Here is a 26,109-nt window from a genome sequence, read left to right as displayed (position 1 = left end):
TCCCGTCAGTTGTCGGGCGAGCGCAGCACCCGCAGGTGGCCGCGCCGCGCGACCTCCATCGGGTCCGCCGTGCGCGCACCGCCGCCGGCCGCCCGCTCCTGGGGACGGGCCGCCTCGCGCACCGCGTTGGCAAGCGCTTCCAGGTCGTCGCCGCTCGGGCGGGCCGGAGCGGAGCCGTCGAGGAGCCGGACGACCTCCCAGCCGCGGGGGGCGGTGAGGCGCTCGGAGTGCTCGGCGCACAGGTCGTAGCAGTGGGGTTCGGCGTAGGTGGCGAGCGGGCCGAGGACCGCGGTCGAGTCGGCGTAGACGTACGTCAGCGTCGCGACGGCGGGACGGCCGCAAGCGGTGCGCGAACAGCGACGTACAGGGCTCACGACGTTGGACGGTACCGCACTCTTGAGCGGGCCGCGATGACTCTCCCCCAGGTCACTCCACCGTGTCGTGCTGTGAAACGCCCCACACGCCTCTCCCGGCACACCACGCTGACCTGCACGGACGCGCGTTCACAGGGCGTCGGGCGATCCCGCATCCGATCAACACTCCGTACAAACACCGTCAATTGCCTCGAGATCGCCGGTCTCGGAGAGATACGGAAACGAGCCCAACCTTGGCCGGAATGGTCATCCTGCGACATGCCGTCCAGGGTGGTCCGAGGACGTCCGCCGGGCCGCGTGGGGCACGGCGTGCGGTCCCGGCGGGGACTACGCTTCACCAGTGATGGACAACCCCGTACCGCCCCGTGCCGCCGCCCCCGGGCCCCGCCGTCGTGATCGCCACGGCCGGGGCATGCGCGGCCCGATCGCGCCGCCGCAGGTGCCGCTCGCCGCGAGCCGATCCGAGGGGTTCGCGGATCTGGTGCAGGACTCCGTGGAGCGGCTGGAACGGCGGTGGCCGCAGCTCGCCGACATCGATTTCCTCGTCCTCGAGGTGCCGCGTCTGGACAGCCCCGGGCAGACCTGGAACGACGAGTCGGTTCCGCTGGGCGGCACGATTCCCTCCCTGGAGGGGCGGCCGGGACGGGTGATCATCTATCGACGGCCGGTCGAGATCCGCACGAAGGGGCGCGACGAGCGGGCGGCCCTGGTGCACGAGGTCGTCGTCGAGCAGGTCGCCGAGTTGCTGGGGCTGACCCCGGAGACGGTGGATCCGCGGTACGGCGAGGACTGACTCCGACGTTCGCCGGGCAACCGGCGCTGCCGTGGGCGCGAGCGGGAGCTGCCGCCCCCAGACCCCCGCTGTCGGCCTGAACGGCCTCGTCCTCGAACGCCGGACGGGCCGAGACCGCAGCGGCGGTTACTTCTGCAGGACCGACAGGTCCTCGTCCGCCTTCGGTACCGCCACCGTCCCCCGGTCGTCCGGCAGCGTCTGGACCGTGAAGCCCGGGACGCCGTCCTCCGTGGCCGACAGGGTGCGCGCCGCGTAGACCGGGCCGCCGGACAGGGGCTCGACCGTCAGCGCGTACGTGCCCTTCAGACCGGCCGGGACCGGGGTGTCGATGTCCTGGGTGGTGCCGGCCTTGATCGTGTACGTCTTGGACACCGCCGTGCCGCCCTCGCTGCCCGCGGACGCGGTGACCTTCACCTTCGCGGTGCGGGTGGGTGCCACGAGGGACAGCGTGGAGCCCTTTCCGCTGTTGTCGGCGGACGTCGCGCGCGTGCCCACCGGGCTCGTGGCCGGGATGAACGCCGTCTCCTGCTTGTCGCCCTTGCCCCGTACGACGCGCAGCGCGGCGACGACCGGCACGGAGTCGTCGGTGGGTGTGAGGACCAGGGAGCCCGCCTCGCCGCGTGTGATGTCGCCGAGGTCGACGGCGGTGGTCATGCCCGCCTTCACGTGCAGCGTCTCGTTCCCCGCGGGCGTGATCCGCCCCGACGGGGAGTCGAGCCGCACCTTCAGGTCGGCGTCCGCGTCGCCGGGCGTGAAGGCGATCAGGCGCACGGACGTGGCGTCCTTGGGGATGCCGGGCATGACGAGGCTGCCCGCCGGGTCCGTGGAGGCGGCCAGCCAGTCGCCGCCCAGCTTGTCGTCGAGGGCCTGCACAGCGGCGCCCACACGTCCGCTGCGGACGTTCACGTGCACCGTGAGGTTGGTCTGCTTCTCGTCGGTGAGCGTGGACAGCAGGACCGGGTCGCTGGAGTGCGGTGCGACCGTGATGCCCTCGCCCACCGTGGACTCGATGGACCCGTCCTTGCCGTAGAGCTCGATGTCGACGACGGCGGCGGAGTCGTCGGGGTTGGTGAGGTGGACGTAGTCGGTGCGGGCGGCGTCCGTGCTGGCACCCGGGAACCAGAACTCCGTGTCCGGCGCGGTGCAGTTGACGCCCTGGAGGCCACGGCCGGTGCCCGCGGCGACCTCGGTGGTCTCCTGCACCGTCCAGCCGGGCGCGAACCTGCCCTCGGCGGTCCCCACGAGCGCGGGCGCGTCGGAACCGGAGGTGTCGCCCGTGACGGGCTTGCCGGGCTCCTGGGGCGTGAGGACCGGCTTGTCGGCCTTCTTCTTGTCGTCCTTCGTGCCGCTCTTCTTGTCCTTCTTGCCCTTGTCGCCCGTCCCATCGCCGCCCGTCCCGTCGGCCGACTGCTCTGCGGCTGACTGGAGTTCGGCCTTGCCGTCGCTTCCCGTGCCCTTCGTGACCGGCGTGTACGAGGTGTACGACGTATCGGCGAGGTCGGAGGTGCTGGGCGCCGGGCACAACAGGCTGGTGCGCTCCACGGGGAGTTCGGCGGCCGCCTTGGCGGTGTCCGCGCCGGAGGCGCCCGGCGCGGTGAGCGAGGCGATCCCCGTGATGGCGGCGAGCGCGGCCGTGCCGGCGATCAGGGACAGGGTGGTGCGGTTCACTGCTGACTCCCGTCGGGGCGCTCAGGGGCGGGCGGCTGCGGCTGCGGCTGCGGCTGCGGCTGCGGCTGCGCCGGGTCGTACGTCGGGTCGTAACCCTGCTGGTACGACGGGTCGTACGCGGTCTGGTCGTACGTCCCCTGGGTCGGGCCGCCGTACGCGTACGGGTCGTACTGGCCGCCCTGGTACGGGTCCGCCTGGTACGTCTGGTCGTACGTGCCCGCCGGGTACTGCTGGGCGCCCTGGTACTGCTCGCCGCCGTAGCCGCCGTATTCGGCGCCCTGGTAACCCGCCGCGTCCCACTCGCCGTACGGCGCCTGCTGCGGGACCGCGACCGGTGGCTCCTGCGCAGGAGGAGACGGGAACTCCTCGCTCTGGCCCGCCTCTTCGGCCTCGGCCTCCGCCTGGGCGCGCAGGCGGCGGGCGCGGCGGCCCTCTCCGGCCACGGCCTGGGCGGGGACGGCCGGCTCCTCGGGGAGGTCGTCGTCGACGTCGCGGCGCCGGCCCGGCAGGGCCAGGACGACGAGGACGACGGCGAGGAAGCCCTGCGCCCACAACCACGCGGTGTGGGTGATCGGGTCGTCGTAGGTGACGTCCAACGTGCCGCCGGAGGAGGGGAGTTGGAAGCCCTGGGCCCAGCCGTCGACCGTGGTGCGGGTGAGCGGCCTGCCGTCGAGGGTGGCCGTCCAGCCCTCGGCGGTGGTGTCGGCGAGGCGCAGGACGCGGCCGTCCACACCGGCCGGGACCGTGGTGTGGATCTCGACGGGCCCGGCGGCGACGGGCAGCGCCGTACCGGAGCCGGAGGCCGAGACGACGGTGGCGCGCGCGACCTCCTGGTCGACCCGCCACAGGGCGCTGCCGCCCTGCTGGCTCAGGCGCGAGAGGCCGGGAGTGGCGTCCAGGACGCGCGTGACCTCGCGGGGCGCACCCTTGTGGACGAGGACGTAGCGGACGGCGAACTTGCCGAGCTGGTCGGCCTGGTCGGCGCCGGAGCCGGCGACGAGGTTGGCGACGACCTTGTCCAGGCGGCTGTTCTCGCCGTCGGCCGCGGCGATCTCGGCGTCACCGAGGCGGGCGCCGGAGCCGCGGACCAGGGTGTATCCGACGCGGGCCGTGGAGTCGCTGTCGAGCACGAGCGTGCGTGCCTGGTCGCGGGTGCCGCTCTCCTCGGCGACGAACGCGGGCACCTGCACGGGGTTCCGCCGCTCGACCGGTCCGTCGGCGCCGCGGATCATCCAGCCGAAGGCGATGACCAGCGGGCCCGCGACCGAGGCGAAGGCGATCAGCACGGCCACCGGCTGGCGCCAGCCGAAGCTCTGCTCGGCCACCCGCGCGCGTGCGCCGTCGGCGCCGAGGACCGCGGCGGCCAGGAGGGCGAGGCCGTAGACGAGGGTCGCCGGGCCGGCCCAGGTCGAACCGTTGGACAGGACCGCGAAGACGAGGCCCACCAGGGCGACCGCCCAGGCCGTCCAGATTCCGAACTGGCGCTCCGAGCGCATCAGGGCGGCCAGCGCGGCCAGGACGATGCCGATGAGCATCAGCCCGCTGACCGTGCCCGGGCCACCGGGGCTCCCGCCGAGCAGGTCGAGGGCGGAGGCCGCCGAGGACCCGTACCCCAGCCCGGCCTCTTTGAAGAAGCCGAACGGGAGCAGCGAAAGCGACCAGGGCGCGAGGACCAGCAGGGGCGTGCCGAACTGGGCCAGGAAGCGCAGACCGTGGGCGGTGATGTCGCCGCGGCGCACGGCCAGGAGCGCGATGCCGAGGACCAGGGCGATCGGCCACACGATCGGCGTGAACGCCGTGGTGATCGTCAGCAGCAGCGCGTACGCCCAGGTGGCGCGCCAACTGCCGCGCTCGCCCGACGCGTTCGCGAGGCCACTGGCCGCGATGCCCGCGCGCGCGATGAGCGGCAGCAGGACGGCCAGCACGGCGGTGCCGATGCGGCCGCCCGCGAGCGCGCCCGTGGCGGCAGGCAGGAAGGCGTAGACGACGGCCGCCCACGCGCGCAGGAGGCGCGATTCGACGAGCGGTCGGGAGACGAAGTACGCGGTGACGCCGGCCAGCGGCACCGAGCAGACGAGCAGGACCGTGACCGCGAGCCCTGTCGAGCCGAACAGCGCGGAGGCCAGCATCGCCACGATGGCGAGGTACGGCGGCGCGGACGTGGTGCCGCCGGCGCCCACGGCGTGCCAGGAGTCGAGGTAGCGCGACCACAGCTCGCTCGAGTCGGCCGGGGCGGGCAGCAGGGCGCCGCCCGCGAGCGCGCCACTGCCGAGCAGTGCGCGGCAGGCGACCAGCGAGACGAACAGCAGCACCAGGAAGAGCATCGGGCCGGGCTTGCGGCCGATCCTCTTGAGGCGGGCGAACTGCTCGATCTCCAGGAAGTCGGCGTCGTCACCGCCGGGTCCGGACTCGACCGCGCCGCCGTGCCGTCCGGCGCCGGAGGTCACTTCCGGGTCGGAGCGGCCGACGAGGTTGCCCGCGGCCTGCTCGACGGTGGCCCGCACGGTCGCGCCGGGCGGCGGGAACAGGGCGCGCAGCTCGCCCTTGTCGATCTGTGAACGCTCGCGCCTGCGCCGTCCGGCGATGATCCGCTCGGGGCGCAGCAGCGTGCCCAGCAGGCCGCGGATCTCGTCGACGGCCTGTCCGGGGACCTTTCCGACGAGGTAGGCGACGGTCCTCAGGAGCGTGCCGAGCACGAGGCGCACCAGCACCCAGGGCAGCACTGCCGTGCGCGCGTTGACCAGCAGGGTGTAGGCGGCGCCGGCCTTGTCGACCTTGTGCGGGGAGGCGACGGTGCGGCCCCCGCAGTCGACGGTGCGGCGCTCGCGGGAGGCGGCCTCGGCGTGTCGTACGACCGCCTCGGGGGCGACGAGGACGCGGTGGCCGGCGGCGTGGGCGCGCCAGCACAGGTCGACGTCGTCACGCATCAGGGGCAGCCGGCGGTCGAAGCCGCCCAGCTGCTCGAAGACGTCGCGCCGGATCAGCATGCCGGCGGTGGACACGGACAGCACGGTCCGGACGTGGTCGTGCTGGCCCTGGTCCTGTTCGCGGCGGTCCAGGCCGGTCCACCGGCGGCCGGAGTTGGCGATGGTGACGCCGACTTCCAGGAGCTGGCGGCGGTCGTACCAGCCGCGGAGCTTGGGGCCCACGACGGCCACGTCGTCGCGGCCCAGTTCGAGCTCGTTCTCCACGACGCGCAGCAGCTGGGCCAGGGCTTCGGGTTCGGGGGCGCAGTCGTCGTGCAGCAGCCACAGCCACTGGACCGGCTCCCCGTGCGGGAGTTCGGGCATGTCGTACGCGTCGTCGCGCCACGTGCGCGTGACCGGGTCCCAGCCGCTCGGCCGCTTCAGGTACGGCAGCTCGTCCGGGGTCAGGACGGGGGCGGTACGGGCCGCTTCCTCGACGGCCTGGCCGAAGCCGGTGCGCCGGGCGAGGTGCAGCACGCGGTCGGCGCCGAGGGCGTCGGTGACCAGTTGGGCGGAGGCGTCCGCACTGCCGGTGTCGGCGGCCATGGCGTACTGAACGGGGCGCTCCTGGCCGAGCAGCCCGGCGAGCGCGTCGGGCAGCCAGCGGGCGCCGTCGTGGGAGACGACGACCGCCGTCACCACGTGACGCGGAAACTCTGGTGTGGCAGCGACGCCTTGGTGGGCTGCCGTGTGGCTGTGCACGGACATCGAGGTACGGGCCCCGGTTCGATGGACTGCGGTGGACGTCTGTGCCCCCTGGGGGCGGCGAGGCGTCTCGGACGAGCAGCCACACTATCGGCTGGGCATCACAGCGGCCCGCCGCCTGTGGATAACCCACCTGCGACGGGCCGTTCGGTTACCTGAGGGTGTCGATCCGTCCGGTCAGACGGCGGCCTTCTTCAGGCGGCGTCGCTCTCGTTCGGACAGACCGCCCCAGATGCCGAAACGCTCGTCGTTGGCGAGGGCGTACTCGAGGCACTCGGAGCGGACTTCACAGGCCAGGCAGACCTTCTTGGCCTCACGGGTGGAGCCGCCCTTCTCGGGGAAGAAGGACTCGGGGTCGGTCTGGGCGCACAGCGCGCGCTCCTGCCAGCCGAGTTCCTCGTCCGCGTCGTCGACCAGCAGTTGCTGCACCAGCTCGGTCATGTGCGCCCCTCGTCTGTCTTTCGCGTCCCCGTGATGTAGCCGTTACCGATTCCGGCTGAACGACACGAGTGAAATTACAAGTGTGCTGCTCCGGGCGAGTCAAGCCGAGATCTGCTATTGGGCCCCTTATTCACTCTGCGGAACCAAGGCCATGCGGAAAGTGTTCAAATCGGCATAAACCTTGACATGCAGATGAGGCCCGGAAGGGCTTCCGCCCCCGAGCAGAGCCTGTACGGGGAAGGACGCCCGGAGATCCGATCTCGTTCCACGCCACCTCGGAGCGAACCGGATCACAGTCGGATCACGGGATCGCAACGAGGTTTACGCGCCCGGTTGTGCGCCATGTGTCCCGGGCGACGACTGCACAAACCTTTCCCCTCGGACATGAACCGGATGAGGTGAACCATGTCCCACATGCCGGGCGCCGAGTTGACACTGAAGGTGTGAGCCGGTGTCCTTGTGGGCATGCTCGCGAACTTGGCACTCACCTCGACCGGCACGGCCGGTTCCCACGGTGCTGCCCGCGCTCGCTGTAGCTGTTGTTGCTGTTCCAGCTGTTGAGCCAAGCGCGCTCCGGCTGCCTCTGAGTCCATCCCGACTCGGCCGCTGTCCCGTTTCCTGACGCCCCACCAGGGCATCCCTCCCGCTCGCGACCCGGGCGGATGGCATGTGACATAGCACTGGCCCCCCACTCTTCGCCGAGGAAGCACCGCACCTCATGAACAGCGACAACGACCTCCAGATCGCCGGCGACATCCTCGAAGTCCCGCACCTGCTGCAGCCCCCGCGCGAGCACCCGGCCACCGTCGCCGAGTTCGTGGGCCTGGCCCGCTCCATCGCCGGCGACCGCTCGCAGTGGGAGCACCTCGTCGAGTACGACACGACCACGCGCTGGTACCACCGGCTGCGCACGGGGCCGGGCTACGAGGTGTGGCTGCTGTCCTGGGTGCCCGGCCAGGGCAGCGGACTGCACGACCACGGCCGCTCCTCCGGTGTGCTGACCGTCCTGGAGGGCACGCTGACCGAGCGGACCGACCGGGGTACGCGCGCGTTGGGGGCGGGCACGCAGCGCGTGTTCGCTCCGGGGTATGTGCACGAGGTGGTCAACGACGCGCTGGAGCCGGCGGTCAGCCTGCACGTCTACTACCCCGGTCTGACGGAGATGCCGATGCACACGGCGTGCACGGCCGCCCCCGCCACGCACGACGAGGTCGACGTCGTGACCGCCTGACGCGTTGTCCTACCCGCCTGCAAGACTTGGCCCATGCGCATTGTGGTTCTGGCAGGCGGCATCGGTGGTGCCCGGTTCCTGCGCGGTCTGAAGCGGGCCGTGCCGGACGCGGACATCACCGTCATCGGCAACACCGGGGACGACATCCACCTCTTCGGACTGAAGGTCTGCCCGGACCTCGACACGGTGATGTACACGCTCGGCGGCGGCATCAACGAGGAGCAGGGCTGGGGTCGGGCCGACGAGACCTTCCACCTCAAGGAGGAGCTCGCGGCGTACGGCGTGGGGCCCGAGTGGTTCGGGCTCGGCGACCGGGACTTCGCCACGCACATCGTGCGGACGCAGATGATCGGCGCCGGGTATCCGCTCAGCGCGGTGACTCAGGCGCTGTGCGACCGGTGGAAGCCGGGCGTGCGGCTGATCCCCATGACGGACGACCGGGTCGAGACGCACGTGGCCGTCGAGGTCGACGGCGAGCGCAAGGCGGTGCACTTCCAGGAGTACTGGGTGCGGCTGCGGGCCTCCGTGCCGGCCGAGGCGGTCGTGCCCGTCGGGGCCGAGCAGTCGAAGCCGGCGCCGGGTGTGGTGGAGGCGATCGCGGAGGCGGACGTGGTGCTGTTCCCGCCGTCGAACCCGGTCGTCTCCGTCGGCACGATCCTCGCCGTGCCCGGCATCCGTGAGGCGATCGCCGAGGCCGGCGTGCCGGTCGTCGGCCTCTCCCCCATCGTCGGGGACGCGCCCGTGCGCGGGATGGCCGACAAGGTGCTCGCGGCGGTCGGTGTGGAGTCGACGGCCGCGGCGGTGGCCGAGCACTACGGCTCGGGACTGCTCGACGGCTGGCTCGTCGACACCGTGGACGCGGGCGTGGTGGAGCGGGTCGAGAGCGCCGGGATCCGGTGCCGGGCCGTACCGCTGATGATGACCGACCTCGACGCGACCACCGAGATGGCGCGTGAGGCGCTGGCGCTGGCGGAGGAGGTGCGGGTGCCTTGAGCGAGGACATGTCCGAGGTCGCCGGGGACGCGTCGGGGTATCGGGTCTGGGCCGTGGCCGGGCTTCCCGAGGTCGCGCCGGGTGACGACGTCGCCAAGTTGATCGCCGCCGCCGAGCCCGGGCTGTCCGACGGGGACGTCGTGCTCGTCACCTCGAAGATCGTGTCCAAGGCCGAGGGACGGGTCGTCGAGGCGAGCGACCGGGAGGCCGCCATCGATGCCGAGACCGTGCGGGTCGTGGCCCGGCGCGGGGCGTTGCGGATCGTCGAGAACCGGCAGGGGCTCGTGATGGCCGCGGCCGGGGTCGACGCCTCCAACACCCCTGCCGGCACCGTGCTGTTGCTGCCCGAGGATCCGGACGCGTCCGCCCGGGCGATCCGGGACGGTCTGCGGGACGCCCTCGGCGTCCACGTCGGCGTCGTCCTCACGGACACCTTCGGGCGACCGTGGCGCTCGGGGCTGACGGACGTCGCGATCGGCGCCGCCGGGGTGCACGTACTGGACGATCTGCGCGGCGGCACGGACGCGTACGGCAATCCACTCAGCGCGACGGTCGTGGCGACGGCGGACGAGTTGGCGGCCGCCGGCGATCTGATCAAGGGCAAGGCCGCCGGGCTGCCCGTCGCCGTCGTGCGCGGGCTGGCGCACGTGGTGGCCGAGGACGACGGCGAGGGGGCGCGGGCCATGGTGCGCGGCGGGCGCGACGACATGTTCCGGCTGGGGACCTCCGAGGCGATCCGGACGGCGGTGACCCAGCGCCGCACGGTGCGGGCCTTCACCGACGAACCGGTCGACCCCGGTGCCGTACGGCGGGCCGTCGCCGCGGCCGTGACGGCGCCGGCGCCGCATCACACGACGCCGTGGCGGTTCGTGCTGCTGGAGTCCCAGGCCGCGCGGACCGGGCTGCTGGACGCCATGCGCGACGCCTGGATCGCCGATCTGCGGCGGGACGGGAAGAGCGAGGAGTCCATCGCCAAGCGGGTGCGGCGGGGGGATGTCCTGCGGAACGCGCCGTATCTGGTGGTGCCGTGTCTCGTCATGGACGGGTCGCACACGTACGGGGACGCGCGGCGGGACGGGGCCGAGCGGGAGATGTTCGTGGTCGCCGCGGGCGCCGGTGTGCAGAACTTCCTGGTCGCGCTGGCCGGGGAGCGGCTGGGGTCCGCGTGGGTGTCGTCGACGATGTTCTGCCGGGATGTCGTCCGGGATGTGCTGGCGTTGCCGGAGGACTGGGATCCGATGGGGGCGGTGGCTGTCGGGCATCCGGCGGAGGAGCCGCGGCCTCGGCCCGAGCGGGATGCGGGGGCGTTCTTCGAAGTTCGGTGACGCTCGGTGGGGGCGCCTTCGGTTTGTGGGTGGTCGGGGTCTTTGGGCGAGTGCGGGCCTGTGGGGGCTGATCGCGCCCCCGCGGCGGAGCCGCATATCGATAGCGCCCCGCGCCCCCCAGAGGGCGTTGTGCGCACCGGCAGTCGTATGTACCGCCTACTCTCGTGGGGCATCCCCGGCTCCCAAGGAACTCACCTGTGGCAGGACGATTCGCTCCCCGGCCCACTCGTACGACCGTGCGCGGTGGGGATGTCGTCGTGCCCGCGGGTGTGCCGCGGCAGGCCGCGGCACAGGGGCGGGTGCGGACCGTGAAGCCGGAGGGGTCGCTGAACCTCGGCCTGGTGCTGGGGCCGCTTCGGCGGGGGCCGGGGGATCCGACGTTCCGGGCGATGCCCGACGGGTCCGTGTGGCGGGCCTGCCTCACCCCTGCCGGGCCGGGGACGCTGCGGGTCGCCGTGTGCGGGAGCGAGGTGCGCGGGGAGGCGTGGGGACCTGGGGCCGAGTGGCTGCTGGAGCAGTTGCCTGAGCTGCTCGGGGCCGCGGACGATCCGGACGCGTTCGCGCCTCGGCACCGGTTGGTGGCGCTCGCGCGGCACCGGCGGCCGGGGCTGAGGCTGACGCGGACCGGACTGGTGCTGGAGTCGCTGATCCCGTCGGTCCTGGAGCAGAAGGTCACGACCGCCGAGGCCTATCGGGCGTGGCGGCTGCTGGTGCGCAAGTACGGGGAGCCGGCGCCGGGGCCCGCGGCGGGCGGGCGTCTGTGGGTGATGCCGCAACCTCGGACGTGGGCGTTGATCCCGTCGTGGGAGTGGCACCGGGCCGGGGTCGACAACAAGCGGGCGTCGACGATCCTGCGGGCCGTACGGGTCGCCGCGCGGCTGGAGGAGGCGGTCGGCATGGAACCGGCGGCCGCGCAGGCCCGGTTGGAGGTCGTACCGGGGATCGGTCCGTGGACGTCGGCGGAGACCGTGCAGCGCAGTCATGGGGCGCCGGACGCCGTGACCGTCGGGGATCTGCATCTGCCCGGCATCGTCGGGTGGGCGCTCGCCGGGGACCGGCACGCGGACGACGCCGTCATGCTGGAGCTGCTGGAGCCCTATGCGGGGCAGCGGCATCGGGCGGCGCGGTTGATCCTGCTGAGCGGACGGGTGCCGCCGAGGCGGGCGCCGAAGATGCCGAAGACCGACATCGGGCTGCTCTGACCGCTCTTTCGTACCGGCCCTGACTGCTCTTTCGTACTGGTCCTGATCGCTCCTTCGTACCGGCCCTGATCGCTCCTTCGTACCGGCCCTGATCGCTCCCTCTCGGACAGCGCGGCGCGGGGCCGGACGGCGTTACGTTGAGTCTCGTCCTGATCAACGTCTCCGAGAGGAAACCATGTCCGGTCACATCGTCGACGACCCGTACGAGATCCTGGACGACCGCTTCCGCACCGGAGGCTGCACGAACGGCGACAGCAGGCTGGAGGTGCTCCACGACGGCTGCCGCTGGGCCGAGGGCCCGCTGTATCTGCCCGCCTGGCGCCAGCTGATCTGGAGCGACATCCCGAACGACCGCATCCTGCGCTGGGACGAGGCCACCGGAGCGGTCGGCGTCTTCCGCACCCCGGCCGGTCACGTCAACGGCAACACCCTCGACCGGCAGGGCCGGCTGGTCAGCTGCGAGCAGGGCAACCGCCGCGTCACCCGCACCGAACCCGACGGCTCGGTCACCGTCCTCGCCGAGCGCTACGCCGGCAAGCGCCTCAACAGCCCGAACGACTCGGTCGTACGCTCCGACGGCACGATCTGGTTCTCCGACCCGGACTTCGGCATCCTCAGCGACTACGAGGGCCATCGCGCGAAGTCCGAGATCGGCGCGTGCAACGTGTACCGGATCGATCCGGCGAGCGGGGAGGTGCGGCTTGCCGCGGAGGGGTTCGAGGGCCCCAACGGCGTCATCCTCTCCCCCGACGAGCGGCAGTTGTACGTCTCCGACTCGCGGGCCGCCCGGATCCGCGTCTTCGACGTCGGCGACGACGGCACGCTGTCCGGCGGGAAGGTCTTCGCCGCGGCCGCGGACGGCGTCCACTACGACAACATCCGCTTCGACGACGAGGGCCGCCTGTGGGCCGCCGCCCTGGGCGACGGGGTCCACTGCTACGACCCCGACGGCACCCTCATCGGCCGGCTCCGCGTGCCCGAGCCGGTCTCCAACATCGCCTTCGGCGGACCCAAGAACAACCGCCTGTTCATCACGGCCACCACCTCGCTGTACTCGCTGGTGATGTCGGTGACGGGGGCGCCGCGCGTGTGAGACACGGGCCCGGCGCCCCCTGGTGCCTGGCTACTGGTCCGAGGAGAACCGCACCGACCCCGCCGGGATCCGTGCGTCGCACCACACCCGCATGCCGTCCAGCAGTTCGTTGTCGGCGCCGATGACGGCGCCGTCGCCGATGACCGTGCCGGTCAGGACGGAGCGCTCGCCCACGCGCGCGCGGGTGCCGATGAGGGAGTCGGTGATGACGGCGCCGGGTTCGATGACGGCGCCCGGCAGGATCGTCGAGCCGAAGACCCGCGCGCCCTCCGCCACGAACGCGCCCTCGCCCACCACCGTGCCGCCCGTCAGCTTGGCGTCGGGGGCGACCCTCGCCGTCGGCAGGATCAGGCGGTCGCCGCAGCGGCCGGGGACCGCGGGGGACGGAGCCCGGCCCAGGACCAGGTCGGCGGAGCCGCGGACGAAGGCCGCCGGAGTGCCGAGGTCCAGCCAGTACGTGGAGTCGACCATGCCCTGCAGGTGGGCTCCGGCCGACAGCAGACCGGGGAACGTCTCCCGTTCCACCGAGACCGGGCGGCCCGCGGGGATCGCGTCGATGACCGAGCGGCGGAAGACGTACGCCCCCGCGTTGATCTGGTCGGTGACGATCTCCTCGGGGGTCTGCGGCTTCTCCAGGAAGGCGAGGACGCGGCCCGTGTCGTCCGTGGGGACCAGGCCGTAGGCGCGTGGGTCGGTGACCTTGGTGAGGTGGAGGGAGACGTCGGCGCCCGTCGTCTCGTGGGTGTCGACGAGGGCCCTGATGTTCAGGCCCGTCAGGATGTCGCCGTTGAAGACCAGGACCGGCTCGTCGGGGCCCGAGTGCAGACGGGACGCGCCGTTGCGGATGGCGCCGCCCGTGCCGAGGGGCTCCTCCTCCGTCACGTACTCGAGGTGGAGGCCCAGGGACGAGCCGTCGCCGAAGTGGGGCTCGAAGACCTCGGCGAGGTAGGACGTGGCCAGCACGATGTGGTCCACGCCCGCCGCTCTCGCTCTCGCCAGCTGGTGCGTGAGGAACGGGACGCCGGCCGCCCGGACCATGGGCTTCGGCGTGTGGACCGTGAGCGGACGCAGCCGGGTGCCCTTGCCGCCGACCAGGAGGATCGCTTCTGTCACCTGTCGTCTCTGCTTCCTGCCGGGACCGGCCGAACTGTCTTTCGGCCGGCCAGTTTATGCAGACCGTTGTGCGGCGCCTTCGACGGCCGTGCGGCGTTCCGCGGTTCCACCCGGTGCAGGCCCCCTGGCGTAGCTGCGCCTCCTTGCCCAACTCCCTTGTGGGCGAGCCCTAGCGTCCCTGGTAACGCGCCGCCGTGGAGCGGGCCGTGCCGAGCTTGCGGTAGAGCTGCGTGCCCGGGCAGTCCGTGGCGAAGCCGTCACGGTGGCCGGAGATCACATTCAGTCGTACGTTCTTTCCCTTTCGGTAGAGATTGCCACCGCCCGACTTCAGATATGTCTTTCCGCGCGGATTGGCACCGTAAAGACCGAGTTTCCAGGCCGTGATCCGCGAGATGGCCTTCAGCGCGGCCGCGGGCGGCTTGCTGGAACCGAAGGTGCCGAGGACGGCGATCCCCATGCTGTTGGTGTTGAAACCGAGGGTGTGGGCGCCGAAGACGGCCTTCGCCACTCCCCCGGCACGCCCCTCGTAGATGTTTCCGCACTTGTCGACGAGGAAGTTGTAGCCGATGTCGCGCCAGCCCATGCTCTTGACGTGGTAGCGGTAGATACCGCGGATGACGGAGGCGGCCTGCGAGCACTTGTACCCGTTGCCGGACGCCGTGTGGTGCACGAACGCCGCCTTGACCTTCTTCGTGTAGACGAACCCCTTCTCGCGCAGCTTCTCGTTCGCGCCCCAGCCGCGGCGGGTGATGATGCGGGGACGTGGGCCGATGTAGGGCTTCGCCCGCTGAGCCTTCGTCAGTTCGCTGCCACGCAGCGTCTGCAGCTCCCGCTCGGTCGCGGCGCGGCTCAGCGCGGGGATCTCGGTGGCGCCGAGCGGGGCGAGGTCCGCGTTGGCGGTGGACGCGGCCAGGGACTCGGCCGACTCGGCGGCCAGGGCGCCGGCGGGGGGCGCTTCGGCCGGCATGCCGTGCAACGCGACCGGCGGCGCGTCCTCGGCCGGGGCCTCGTCGCCGGGGTCCACGAGTTCCAGGCGCAGGCCCGAGGGGAGGGCGGAGGCGGCCGCGACCGCGCGGGTGCTCGGGGCGGCGGCTTCGGTACCGGATCCGCCCTCGGCCCGGACCCGGACCTCCACGCCGTCCGAGTCGCCCACCCACAGCGGTGCGGTGGAGCCGCGGACGCGGCCCGAGGTGCGCTCGGCGGTGTCGGGGTCGGCCGCGTCGTCGTTGTGCGTCTCGAGGCTCTGCCAGCCGGACCAGGTGCCGTTGCCGGTCGCGCGGGTGCGGACCTGGACGTGGCCGTGCAGTTTGGTGTCCGGGTTGTCCCAGATGACGCCGACCATCGAGAAGTGCCGTACGTCCTGGCGGGTCAGCCCCTGTTCCGCGACGGCGCCGAAGCCGATGGCGCGGTTGCGGGTGAGGGGGGCGAGGGGCAGCGACTGGGTGCTGCCGGGGAGATCGGGCCGGCCGGCCGCCGGCGCGGATCGTGCTCCGGCGGGCGCGGGTCTCGCCGTCGCCGCGGTCGCGGGCAGGGTCAGCGGAAGGACGAGGGCGGTCGCGCAGGCGACGCCGACCGAAGAGGCGATCGAGGAAGCAAGGAATCCACGCATGCTCCCGATCTTGGACATAGTCATACATATCTGTCCATCCGGGAATTGACGGACCGTCGGCTGCCGCTCCTCCGAACCGGTGGCCCCACCGGGCGGTGCGCGACCGGCCGTCCGCGTACCCTTGCGCGGGTGAACGCCACCGACCGCACCCCTGCCGACCTGCTGCGTTCCGCGCTCGCCGCGGACCCCGGACGCCCCCTGGTGACCTTCTACGACGACGCCACGGGCGAGCGCGTCGAACTGTCCGTGGCCACCTTCGCCAATTGGGTGGCCAAGACCGCCAACCTCCTCCAGGGCGACCTCGCCGCGGGCCCCGGCGACCGGGTCGCGCTGCTGCTGCCCGCGCACTGGCAGACGGCGGTGTGGCTGCTGGCGTGCGCGTCGGTGGGCGTGATCGCGGACGTCGACGGGGACCCGGCGGCGGCCGACGTCGTGGTGAGCGGTCCGGACACGCTGTCCGCCGCGCGGGCGTGCAAGGGAGAGCGGGTCGCCCTCGCGCTGCGGCCGCTGGGCGGGCGGTTCCCGCAGCCGCCGGACGGCTTCGCCGACTACGCCGTGGAGGTGCCGAGCCAGGGGGACCGGTTCGCGCCGTTCGCGCCGGTGGATCCCGAGGAGCCCGCGCTGATCGTGGCCGGGCGGGAGTTCAGCGGGGCGGAGGTCGTCGAGCGGGCTCGGGCGGAGGCGACGGGGCTGGGGCTGACGGGGCCGGGGTCGCGGATTCTGTCGGGGCTGGCGTACGACACGTGGGACGGACTGAACGCCGGGCTGTACGGGGCGCTCGCGTCCGGGGGGTCCGTGGTGCTGTGCCGGCATCTTTCGCAGCTGGGCGAGGAGGCTCTGGCCGAGCGGGTGGACAGCGAGCGGGTCACGGCCACGCGCCGCTGACGTGAGGTGCCGTTCGCCGGGTGCCGTCACCCGGACGGGCCAGTAACGGCGGCCTCCGCCCGCCCCTCCAGGTCATGGTCGTAGGAACAGCACGTTCGTACGCCATGAGGGGTGGAGCCGCACGTGACCGACACCGTAGGCACGCCCCGTCGGCGCCGGCGCCGGCGGTGGCTGCGGTACGGAGGGCTGGCCGTGGGGGTGCTGGTCGTCGGGGCCGCCGGGGGCGGGTGGGCGCTGTACGCGAAGCTGAACGGGAACATCAGGGCCGACGACGCGGCCGCCGCGGAGCTCGCCCGGTACGAGAAGGAGCGGCCCACCTCGCTCGTCAAGGGCGCGCAGAACATCCTGCTGATCGGTTCGGACTCGCGCTCCGGGGACGGCAACTCCCGCTACGGGCGGGACTCGGGGACCGAGCGGTCCGACACGACGATCCTGTTGCACCTCGCCGCGGGCCGGCGCACCGCCACCGCGATCTCCCTCCCCCGCGACCTCATGGTGGACGTGCCCTCCTGTCTGCGCTCCGACGGGACCCGCTCCGAGCCGACCTTCGCGATGTTCAACTACGCCTTCCAGATGGGCGGTTCGGCCTGCACGATCCGGACCGTCGAGAAGCTCACCGACGTCCGCATCGACCACCACATCGTCGTCGACTTCCACGGCTTCAAGGAGATGGTCGACGCGGTCGACGGCGTCCAGGTGTGCCTGAAGAAGCCGATCGACGACAAGGCCGCCAAGCTGAAGCTGCCCGCGGGACGGGTCACGCTCGACGGCGAGCAGGCCCTCGGCTACGTCCGCGCCCGCAAGTCCCTGGGCAACGGCAGTGACACCGACCGGATGGACCGCCAGCAGCGATTCCTCGGAGCGCTCGTCAACAAGGTGCAGAGCAATGACGTACTGCTGAATCCGGTGAAGCTCTATCCCGTGCTGGACGCCGCCACGTCGTCCCTCACCACCGATCCGGATCTGGCGAGTTTGCGCGGTCTGTACGAACTCGTGCGCGGGCTGCGCCACATCCCCACCGAACAGGTGCAATTCCTCACGGTTCCGCGGGAGTCGTACGTCTACAACGCCAATCGCGACCAACTCGTGGAACCCGAGGCGGAGAAGCTGTTCGAACAGCTGCGCAGGGACGCACCGTTGGCGGTCGCGCAGGGAGTTCCGCGGGATCCCTCCGCAAAGAGTGGCAATTCGGCCCCGGGGGCCGAGGAGAACTCGTACGGGGGTCCGGGCGGGGATTCATACGAGCAGTCGTACGACTACGGCGAGTACGCGTACGACGACGGGAAGTTGAGCGGAAAGCAGCCCGACAAGCCCTCGATGCCCGTTTCGCCCGCACCGACGTTCAGCGGGAACACCGCCGCCGAGGACGGCTGCGAGTAAGGCGAGCACCAAGGCGACGAACAGCCGTCTCAAGAAATCCCAAGGAAATGGGCGGATTGCCCAGTTGTAGGAACGTGGAATTTGTCACCGACGTCGCTCGACGCTGAACTGGGCGGATAGTGTGAGCGATCCGGTGCATCCGGCCGCGAGGTCCTTCCCGGGGTCGTGCACCGAGTTGAGTGACAGACCCGAGCGCCTTTGAGGGGGAAGGTGCCGCGTGGCCCAAACGGAGGATTCAGACAACCGTGGACGCGCAAAGCCGTGGGCGGGCGGACAACATCGACCCCGCAGACCAGTGGGTACTCAACCCGAACACCGGCGAATACGAACTGCGACTGACTCCTTCCACACCGCAGTCGACGGTTCCCGGTCCGCGTAGATCCGCCCCCCGTGGGGCGGGCGGCGCGACGCGTAGCCGTACGGCGACGCCGCAGGCCCCTGGCCGCGCGGTACCGCCGCAGCGGCGGCGCCGCGGTGTGCCCGAGGAGCCGCTGCCCGGACGGCGCGGCCACCGGCCGGGGAAGAAGAAGTCGAAGGCGAAGAAGGCCTTGCTGTGGACCGGCGGCGCCATGGCGTTCGTGCTGGTCGCCGGGGCCGGCGGTGCGTACCTCTACATCAAGCACCTCAACGACAACATCACGTCCTCGTCCTCCGACGGCGCGAGCACCGGTGGCTTCAGCAAGGACAAGGCGATCAACATCCTGCTGATCGGCACCGACAAGCGCACCGGCAAGGGCAACGAGAACTACGGCGACTCCGGCAGCGTCGGCCACGCCGACACCACGATCCTGCTGCACCTCTCCAAGGACCGCTCGAACGCGACCGCGTTGAGCATCCCGCGTGACCTGATCGTCGACGTCCCGGACTGCCCGACCCAGCAGGCCGACGGCACCGAGAAGGTCATCGCGGGCACCAGCAACGTCCGCTTCAACACCAGCCTGGGCCAGGACAACCGCACGCCCAGCTGTGTCGCGCGCACGGTCACCGAGCTGACCGGGGTCAAGCCCGACAACTTCATGGTCGCCGACTTCAACGCGGTCAAGACGCTCACCACCGCGGTCGGCGGCGTCGACGTCTGTCTCGGCAAGGACATCAACGACCCCGACTCGCACCTCAACCTGAAGAAGGGCATGCAGCACATCCAGGGCGAGACCGCGCTCGCCTTCGTACGCACCCGGCACGCGGTCGGCTTCGGCGGCGACCTGAGCCGGATCACGCTGCAGCAGAACTTCCTCAGCGCGCTCATGCGCAAGCTGAAGTCGAACGACACGCTCACCAACCCGGCGAAGATGGTGAAGGTGGCCGAGGCCGGCACCAAGGCGCTGACCGTCGACGACAAGCTCGACAGCATCGGCAAGCTGAAGGACCTCGGCCTGGAGCTGGGCAAGCTCAACCCCAAGAACCTGACGTTCACCACCGTGCCGGTCGTCGACAACCCGGCCGAGAAGGTGAAGGCGACGGTCGTCCTCAACGACACGACGGCCCCGCAGGTCTTCGACGCCATCAAGAACGACGTCTCCTTCACCGCGGTCAAGCAGCAGAAGAAGAAGGAGGCCGCCGCCGTGGCCGCCCGTCTCAAGGGCACCAAGTCGGCCGCCTCCGAGGTGCGGGTGCGGATCCTGAACGGGGGCGCCGACGCCGGCAGTGCGCAGGCGGAGCTCGAGTACCTGCAGAACAAGGCGGGCGTGCTGAAGTCCGAGAACGCCGGCAACGCGGACGCGGCACTCAGCAAGACGACGCTCGAGTACGCCCCCGACCAGGCCGACCAGGCGCGCCGGCTGGCCGCCATCATGGGCCTGTCCGGCTCGGCGTTGAAGCCCGGCAAGAGCGTGACCAACTCCCAGGGCCTGCCGACGATGACCCTGACCCTCGGCAAGGACTTCGAGGAGGCGGGGGACCCCCTCACCGCGGCGACCAAGGCACCGGACGTCGACAAGTCCACTGCGGACAAGGTTGAGTGCGCCAAGTGACCTGACGGGCCTGTCGTGCGTCTAACAGGACGCAAGGCAGGCCCGTTTGTCGGTGCAGGGGTGGGGAGGACGGGGAATGACGCAGAGCAGTGTGCGTGGGGAGGGGACGCGACCAGGCGTCCGGCGCGCTTCTGACGGCCATGGAACGACCCGGGACGGGGACGGCTCCGGCCGGGACCGGACGGGAGGCGAGGGCAGCGGTGGGCACCGCAGACGGGGGCCGCGGCGCAAGCACCGGGTCCTCAGATGGTCCGCGACCACGCTCGCGGTACTGATACTCGGCACGGCCGGCGCCGGATACCTGTACTACCAGCACCTCAACGGCAACATCCAGAAGGGCCAGCGCAGCAGCGGCGATTCCAAGGCCCAGAAGTCGAAGGCGAACGCCGACGGTCAGACGCCGATGAACATCCTGCTCATAGGCTCCGACAGCCGTAGCTCCGACGCGAACGTGAAGCTCGGCGGCGGCAAGAACGACCGCTCCAACCCGCCGCTGGGCGACGTGCAGATGCTCATCCACGTGTCCGCGGACCGCAAGAGCGCCGCGATGGTGAGCATCCCGCGCGACACCCGGGTGCCCATCCCCAAGTGCACGGACCCCGACACCGACAAGACGTACCCGGCGACCACCGACATCATCAACACGTCGCTGGCCCGCGGCGGCGCCGGCTGCACGCTGGCCACCTGGCAGAACCTCACCGGGGTCTACATCGACCACTGGATGACCATCGACTTCGCGGGTGTGGTGCGGATGGCCGACGCCATCGGCGGCGTCGAGGTCTGCGTGAACCAGAACGTGTGGGACCACCCGACGGCCGCGGTGCCCGGCGGCTCCGGCCTGAAGATGACGGCGGGCACGCACAAGGTGGAGGGCAGGACGGCGCTGCAGTGGCTGCGCACCCGGCACGCCTGGGGCAGTGACCTGATGCGGGCCAGGGCCCAGCACATGTACCTGAACTCGATGATCCGCACGCTGAAGAAGCAGAACGTCTTCACCGACACCGGACGGCTGACGGACCTCGCCGAGGCGGCCACCAAGTCCCTGAAGGTCTCCGAGGAGATCGGCACCGTCAAGAAGCTGTACGACCTGGGCATGCAGCTCAAGTCGGTGCCGACGGACCGCATCACCTCGCTGACGATGCCGAACGTCGCGGACCCGCAGAACGCCGAACACGTCGTACCCGACGGCACCAACGCCAAGAAGGTCTGGCAGATGCTCCGCGACGACGTGCCCTTCGACGACAAGGGCAAGGCGTCGGGCAGCAAGAAGAAGGCCAAGCAGGAGGCCACGAAGGCCCCTTCGGCGCCGGACGGCCAGATCGGTGTCATCGTGCAGAACGCCACCGGCTCCGCCACCCTCGCCCCGGTCCGCGGACGCGCGGGCACGGTCGCCCAGACGCTCGTGGAGAAGGGGTTCGCGAAGGCGTCCAAGGACACCACGGCGGGGCTCTCCGAGGACGAGACGGTCGTGCGCTACCCGAGCGCCGAGCTGGAGGGCGACGCCCAGCACATCGCCAAGTCGCTGGGGATTCCGCTGAGTTCGGTGAAGAAGTCGACCGACGTCTCCGGGGTCACGCTCGTCGTCGGCGCCGACTGGCGCACGGGCACGACGTATCCGAAGCAGTCCACGCCGACGGCCGGCAACCTGCCGGGCAACACCGACGCCATCAACGGCTCGGACAAGAGCAAGTGCATGGACGTCTACGCGCCCTACCGCTGGTAGCCAAAGGCGGCGCTCACAGCCTCGCCGGAGGCCCACAGCAAACTCCTAACTGGCTGCACAATGATGAGGCGCGCTCACGTCCAAGGGGGGCTTGGAGGGCGGCGCCCTCTCGCTCACTCCGCCCGGGGGGACGGGTGACCGAGAGGTTCGACAGTCCGCGGCGGAAAAAGTGCCGCGCCGGCAGGTAACCCAACGGGTCCGTCATGAGTCTGACCTGACGCGGGGCGGACCCGTTGCAGGGCGCAGGGGTGGGAGGGCACGGAGTTGGCGCGGAGCAGTGTGCGCGGAGAGGTTCCCGCGGTCGAGGAGACGATGTCCCTCACACCGCAGGGCCAGGACAGAGTGCCCGAGCAACGCCGGCACGGCGGTGGTGCGCGGCCGGGGCACGTCCCGGACGGCGACCGGAAACGTCGCAGACGGCGCGTCCTGCGCTGGTCGGCGATGGTTCTGGCGGTGGTGATACTCGGCACGGCGGGTGCCGGATATCTCTACTACCAGCACCTCAACGCCAACATCAAGAAGGACGACCTCAACATCGGCGACAAGAAGGACCGGGCGGCCGAGTCGAAGGCCAACGAGGCCGGGCAGACGCCGCTGAACATCCTGCTGATCGGCTCCGACGCGCGGAACTCCAAGGAGAACCAGAAGCTCGGCGGTGCCAAGGACACGTACAACACCGCCCCGCGCGCCGACGTCCAGATGCTGCTGCACCTCTCGGCGGACCGCACCAACATGTCGGTCGTGAGCATGCCCCGCGACACCCTGGTCGACATTCCCCAGTGCACGGACCCCGACACCGGCAAGTCCTACTCGGCGCTCACCTCGGAGATCACCAACGACTCCCTGGGCCGCGGCGGGCCCGGCTGCACGGTGGCGACCTGGGAGAAGCTGACCGACATCCACATCGACCACTTCATGATGATCGACTTCGCGGGCGTGGTGTCCATGGCGGACGCCATCGGCGGCGTACCGGTCTGTGTGGACGCCAACATCCACTCCAAGTCCTCCGACGGGCACGGCTCGGGCCTGAAGCTGAAGAAGGGCACCACGTACGTCAAGGGCGTCCAGGCCCTGCAGTGGCTGCGCACGCGGTACGGCTTCGAGGACAACACGGACATAGCCCGGGCCAAGGCCCAGCACCAGTACATGAACGCCATGGTGCGCCAGCTGCGCGAGAGCGCCACGCTCAGCAACCCCAACGAACTGCGCAAGCTCGCCGAGACGGCCACCAATGCCCTGACCGTCGACGACGGCCTGGGGAACGTGGCGAAGCTGTACGACCTGAGCAAGGAGCTCAAGAAGGTCCCCACCAAGCGCATCACCATGACGACGATGCCCTGGCAGTACTCCACGACGAACAGCGGCCGGGTCGTGCCCAGGCCCGGTGACGCGGCGAAGCTGTTCCGGCTGGTGCGCGAGGACATCGCCCTGGACGGCAAGGACAAGAAGAGGTCCGCCAAGACCACGACGTCCTCGGACCCTGCCGCCGCGGACAACAGGATCGCCGTACAGGTGCAGAACGGCACGAGGTCGAGCACCCGGCTCGCGGTCACCGGACGGGCGGGCGCGATCGCCCGGTTGCTCGTCGGCAAGGGGTTCACCGAGGCGGTGGCGGACTCCTCGACGATCCTCAGCGAGGACGAGACGGTGATCCGCTATCCGAGCGCCGACCTGCAGGGCGACGCCCAGCGCATCGCCAAGTCACTGGGGATTCCGCTGAGTTCGGTGAAGAAGTCGACCGACGTCTCCGGGGTCACCCTCGTCGTCGGCGCCGACTGGCGCTCCGGCACGAAGTACACGACCACCGAGGACGACGACACGACGCCCGCGTCCGCGCAGGTCATCAACGGCTCGGACAAGAAGCAGTGCATGCACGTCAACCCGAACTACACCTGGTAGCCAGGCTCTCGACGGACGGCCCCCGGTGCTCAGTTGGAGGTGAGCACCGCGGGGCGCCGGGAGGCGATGACCTTCTTCGCCAGCGCCCTGGGGCTGGTCAGGAATCCCCAGCCCCACGACATGTGCATGGTCGCCAGGGCCACCGGGATCTGCAGCCGCGCCTTCAGCGGCAGCCCCTTGCCCGCCGGGACGGACCCGAGGGCTATCGCCGCGAGGTAGCCGCCGGGAATCACGAGACCCCAGGGCGTCAGGGCCGCACCGACCACGAGGCCCGCCGCGATCGCGAGGACAGCCGCCGGCGGCGCGAGGTAGCGCAGGTTGATGGAGCCCTCGTGGTAGCGGGCGACGACGTGCCGCCAGCGGCCGTAGTCCTTGTACTGCTTGGCGAGCGCCTTCACGCTCGGCCGCGGCCGGTACGACACCTTCAGCTCCGGCGAGAACCAGATGAGCCCGCCGGCCTCGCGGATCCGGAAGTTCAGCTCCCAGTCCTGGGCGCGGATGAACTCCTCGTTGTACCCGCCCTGCTGCTCCAGCGCCTCGCGCCGGAAGACACCGAGGTAGACGGTCTCGGCCTGCTGGGCCTCGCCGCCCGTGTGGAAGGCGGCGTTGCCGACCCCGATCTTCGAGGTCATGGCGGCGGCGACCGCGTGCTCCCAGTCGTTCTCACCCTCGGCGTGCATGATGCCGCCGACGTTCTGCGCGCCGGTCTCCGCCAGGAGCCGTACGGCGGTCGCGATGTAGTTCGGCGAGAGGATGCCGTGCCCGTCGACGCGGACGACGATCGGATGGCGGGAGGCCTTGATCGCGGCGTTGAGGGCGGCCGGCGTGCGACCGGTCGGGTTCGGGACGGTGTGGACGCGCGGGTCGTCGCGTACGAGCTCGGCGGCGATCTCGTCCGTACGGTCCGTGGACGGACCGAGGGCGATCACGACCTCCATCTCGCCGGCGTACTGCTGCGCGAGGATCGCTTGGACGGCTCCGCGCAGATGCCGCTCCTCGTCGAGGACGGGCATGATCACAGAAACGGCGGGGAGCGGCGCGTCGGGGTTGGCGTTCATCGCCCGTTACGTTACCGCGAATGGGGGACAGCTCTGCGCCCCGCCGGGGCGGTGGCCCGGGCCACAGATCGTATGGGCCTACGGTGCTCACGATCCCACGTTCGGCCGACGCCCGGAGGTGTCCCCCCTTGCCCACGCAGCCTCGGTCCGCCGCGCCCGCCCGTCCGCAGCGCCGCCCCCAGCCCGCCCGCACCCCGCACCCCCGCGGGCCGCGACCACCGGTACGGCGGAAGAAGCCGCGCTGGGCGATGCGCGCGGCGACGACCCTCTCCGTCGTCGTCCTCGCCTCCGCCGGGATCGGGCACGCGGTGGTCACCAGCCTCGACGCGGGCATCGCCCGGGTCGACCCGTTCAAGGACATGAAGAACCGCCCGCAGGCCGGCCACGGGATGAACGTCCTGCTCGTCGGCACGGACGGCCGCGACCAGATCAGCGCCCAGGAGCGGCACCGCTACCACCTGGGCGGCGCCCCCTGCCACTGCACCGACACGATCATGATCGTGCACATCTCGGAGGACCGGGAGCGGGCGAGTGTGGTGAGCCTGCCGCGCGACTCGTACGCCATGACGCCCGCGCGCAGCGACGAGAAGACCGGCAAGCAGGTCGCGGGCCACCCCATCAAGCTCAACGCGGCGTACGCGGAAGGCGGTCCGAACCTCACCGTCCAGACGGTCGAGGACATGACTCACCTGAAGATCGACCACTATCTGGAGGTCGACTTCACCAGCTTCATGAAGACGGTGGACGTGCTCGGCGGGGTGGAGATCTGCACGGCCACCCCCCTGAAGGACTCGTACACCGGACTCGACCTCTCCGCCGGAACGCACACCCTGACGGGCGGACAGGCGCTGCAGTACGTCCGCGCCCGGCACGTCGACGGGGCCTCCGACCTCAACCGCATGAAGCGCCAGCAGCGCTTCCTGGCGGCGCTCGTCGAGCGGGCCACGTCCTCCGGGATCCTGCTGAACCCGATGAAGTTCCGGGACGTGACGCGGGCGGTACTGGGGTCGGTGCGCGCGGACAAGGGCTTCGGCACGGACGAGCTGCTCGACCTCGGCCGGGCCATGCGCAACTTCTCCCCCTCGTCCTCCGAGTTCATGACCGTGCCCATCGGCCGGATGGGATACGTCGTCAAGGGCATCGGCGAGACGCTGAAATGGGACACCGCCAAGGCCGACCGCCTCTTCCGGTCCCTGCGCGACGACCAGCCCCTGGCCGTGCACTCGTCGCAGCCCGCGGCGGTCGCGGTCGACGTGGCCCCGCAGCAGATCCGCGTCCAGGTCGAGAACGGCACGCCCACCGAGGGGCTCGGCAAGCGCGCGGACGCGGCGCTGGCGGGGGCGGGTTTCCGGACGACCCGGATGCCGTCGAACGCGGCCGACCGGACCCTGAAGCGGACGGTCGTCGCCTACGACCCCGGGTGGGACCGGTCGGCCAAGTCACTGGCCGCCGCGCTGCCGGGCAGCGAACTGCGGCCGGTGAAGGGGCTCGGGGCGACGTTGAAGGTGATCGCGGGGGCCGACTTCAAGGACGTGCGGAAGGTGCGGGCCGAGGACGCGTATCTGGGGGAGGCCGGGGTGGTGACGGGAGATCAGGTGGCGTGCTCGTGACGCCCCTGGCGGGCCGGTTAGGGCCCTTCTGATGGATCTCCGTGGAAGTAGGAGCGGCGTTCGGTGTGTGC

19 protein-coding genes are annotated in these 26,109 nt (G+C 71.3%); 12 read left to right on the top strand and 7 right to left on the bottom strand.

Annotated features, from left to right (window positions below; all coding sequences use genetic code 11):
• Positions 1-5: 5 nt before the first annotated feature.
• Positions 6-374, bottom strand: a complete 369-nt coding sequence (locus OG303_RS29635; protein ID WP_405872141.1) for a DUF3499 domain-containing protein — start codon at positions 372-374, stop codon at positions 6-8.
• A gap of 343 nt (positions 375-717) precedes the next feature.
• Here OG303_RS29635 and OG303_RS29630 point away from each other — a divergent pair, with 343 nt between their 5' ends.
• Positions 718-1,167, top strand: coding sequence for a metallopeptidase family protein (locus OG303_RS29630; RefSeq protein ID WP_405877552.1), 450 nt, complete (start codon positions 718-720; stop codon positions 1,165-1,167).
• Positions 1,168-1,293: 126 nt separating this feature from the next.
• On the opposite strand, the gene OG303_RS29625 is transcribed toward OG303_RS29630, so the two are convergent.
• The 3 genes from OG303_RS29625 to OG303_RS29615 all read right to left on the bottom strand — a co-directional run bounded on the left by OG303_RS29625 (position 1,294) and on the right by OG303_RS29615 (position 6,947).
• Entirely contained in the window at positions 1,294-2,835 is a 1,542-nt protein-coding gene (locus tag OG303_RS29625; RefSeq protein ID WP_405872140.1) for a DUF5719 family protein, read from the bottom strand.
• Entirely contained in the window at positions 2,832-6,509 is a 3,678-nt protein-coding gene (locus OG303_RS29620; protein ID WP_405872138.1) for a glycosyltransferase, read from the bottom strand. Before OG303_RS29620 ends, OG303_RS29625 begins: the two co-directional genes overlap by 4 nt.
• A 174-nt stretch (positions 6,510-6,683) precedes the next feature.
• Positions 6,684-6,947, bottom strand: a complete 264-nt coding sequence (locus OG303_RS29615) for a WhiB family transcriptional regulator (RefSeq protein WP_003975777.1) — start codon at positions 6,945-6,947, stop codon at positions 6,684-6,686.
• A 718-nt stretch (positions 6,948-7,665) separates the two neighbouring features.
• On the opposite strand from OG303_RS29615, the gene OG303_RS29610 reads away from it, so the two are divergent.
• The 5 genes from OG303_RS29610 (at position 7,666) to OG303_RS29590 (ending at position 12,791) form a co-directional block, all read left to right on the top strand.
• Positions 7,666-8,178, top strand: coding sequence for a cysteine dioxygenase (locus OG303_RS29610; RefSeq protein ID WP_405872137.1), 513 nt, complete (start codon positions 7,666-7,668; stop codon positions 8,176-8,178).
• Positions 8,179-8,211: 33 nt separating this feature from the next.
• Positions 8,212-9,171, top strand: a complete 960-nt coding sequence (cofD, locus tag OG303_RS29605) for a 2-phospho-L-lactate transferase (RefSeq protein WP_405872136.1) — start codon at positions 8,212-8,214, stop codon at positions 9,169-9,171.
• Positions 9,172-9,179: 8 nt separating this feature from the next.
• Positions 9,180-10,496, top strand: coding sequence for a coenzyme F420-0:L-glutamate ligase (locus tag OG303_RS29600; protein ID WP_405877550.1), 1,317 nt, complete (start codon positions 9,180-9,182; stop codon positions 10,494-10,496).
• Positions 10,497-10,693: 197 nt separating this feature from the next.
• Positions 10,694-11,698: a DNA-3-methyladenine glycosylase family protein gene (locus OG303_RS29595; RefSeq protein WP_405872135.1), complete on the top strand. Its 1,005-nt coding sequence runs from the start codon at positions 10,694-10,696 to the stop codon at positions 11,696-11,698.
• A gap of 175 nt (positions 11,699-11,873) precedes the next feature.
• Positions 11,874-12,791, top strand: coding sequence for an SMP-30/gluconolactonase/LRE family protein (locus OG303_RS29590; protein WP_405872134.1), 918 nt, complete (start codon positions 11,874-11,876; stop codon positions 12,789-12,791).
• Between the two features lie 30 nt (positions 12,792-12,821).
• On the opposite strand, the gene OG303_RS29585 is transcribed toward OG303_RS29590, so the two are convergent.
• The gene (locus tag OG303_RS29585; RefSeq protein WP_405872133.1) at positions 12,822-13,904 is read right to left on the bottom strand and encodes a sugar phosphate nucleotidyltransferase; all 1,083 of its coding nucleotides are present in this window, start codon (positions 13,902-13,904) and stop codon (positions 12,822-12,824) included.
• Between the two features lie 169 nt (positions 13,905-14,073).
• Positions 14,074-15,513, bottom strand: coding sequence for a peptidoglycan recognition protein (locus OG303_RS29580; RefSeq protein WP_405872132.1), 1,440 nt, complete (start codon positions 15,511-15,513; stop codon positions 14,074-14,076).
• 129 nt (positions 15,514-15,642) lie between these two features.
• Here OG303_RS29580 and OG303_RS29575 point away from each other — a divergent pair, with 129 nt between their 5' ends.
• The 5 genes from OG303_RS29575 to OG303_RS29555 all read left to right on the top strand — a co-directional run bounded on the left by OG303_RS29575 (position 15,643) and on the right by OG303_RS29555 (position 23,370).
• Complete coding sequence (locus tag OG303_RS29575) at positions 15,643-16,398, top strand: TIGR03089 family protein (RefSeq protein WP_405872131.1); 756 nt, start codon at positions 15,643-15,645, stop codon at positions 16,396-16,398.
• A 123-nt stretch (positions 16,399-16,521) separates the two neighbouring features.
• Positions 16,522-17,778, top strand: coding sequence for an LCP family protein (locus OG303_RS29570; protein ID WP_405872130.1), 1,257 nt, complete (start codon positions 16,522-16,524; stop codon positions 17,776-17,778).
• A gap of 245 nt (positions 17,779-18,023) precedes the next feature.
• Positions 18,024-19,748: an LCP family protein gene (locus OG303_RS29565; protein ID WP_405872128.1), complete on the top strand. Its 1,725-nt coding sequence runs from the start codon at positions 18,024-18,026 to the stop codon at positions 19,746-19,748.
• 76 nt (positions 19,749-19,824) lie between these two features.
• Positions 19,825-21,471, top strand: coding sequence for an LCP family protein (locus tag OG303_RS29560; protein ID WP_405872127.1), 1,647 nt, complete (start codon positions 19,825-19,827; stop codon positions 21,469-21,471).
• A gap of 312 nt (positions 21,472-21,783) precedes the next feature.
• On the top strand, positions 21,784-23,370 hold the full coding sequence (locus tag OG303_RS29555) for an LCP family protein (protein WP_405872126.1): 1,587 nt from the start codon (positions 21,784-21,786) through the stop codon (positions 23,368-23,370).
• Positions 23,371-23,399: 29 nt separating this feature from the next.
• Here OG303_RS29555 and OG303_RS29550 read toward each other — a convergent pair whose 3' ends face one another.
• Complete coding sequence (locus OG303_RS29550) at positions 23,400-24,428, bottom strand: glycosyltransferase family 2 protein (RefSeq protein WP_405872125.1); 1,029 nt, start codon at positions 24,426-24,428, stop codon at positions 23,400-23,402.
• Between the two features lie 248 nt (positions 24,429-24,676).
• Here OG303_RS29550 and OG303_RS29545 point away from each other — a divergent pair, with 248 nt between their 5' ends.
• The gene (locus OG303_RS29545; protein WP_405877548.1) at positions 24,677-26,038 is read left to right on the top strand and encodes an LCP family protein; all 1,362 of its coding nucleotides are present in this window, start codon (positions 24,677-24,679) and stop codon (positions 26,036-26,038) included.
• The last annotated feature ends 71 nt before the right edge of the window (positions 26,039-26,109 follow it).

Source organism: Streptomyces sp. NBC_00005, assembly GCF_045160215.1.
Classification (GTDB): Bacteria; Actinomycetota; Actinomycetes; order Streptomycetales; family Streptomycetaceae; genus Streptomyces.
This window is presented reverse-complemented; position numbering and strand designations above follow the sequence as displayed.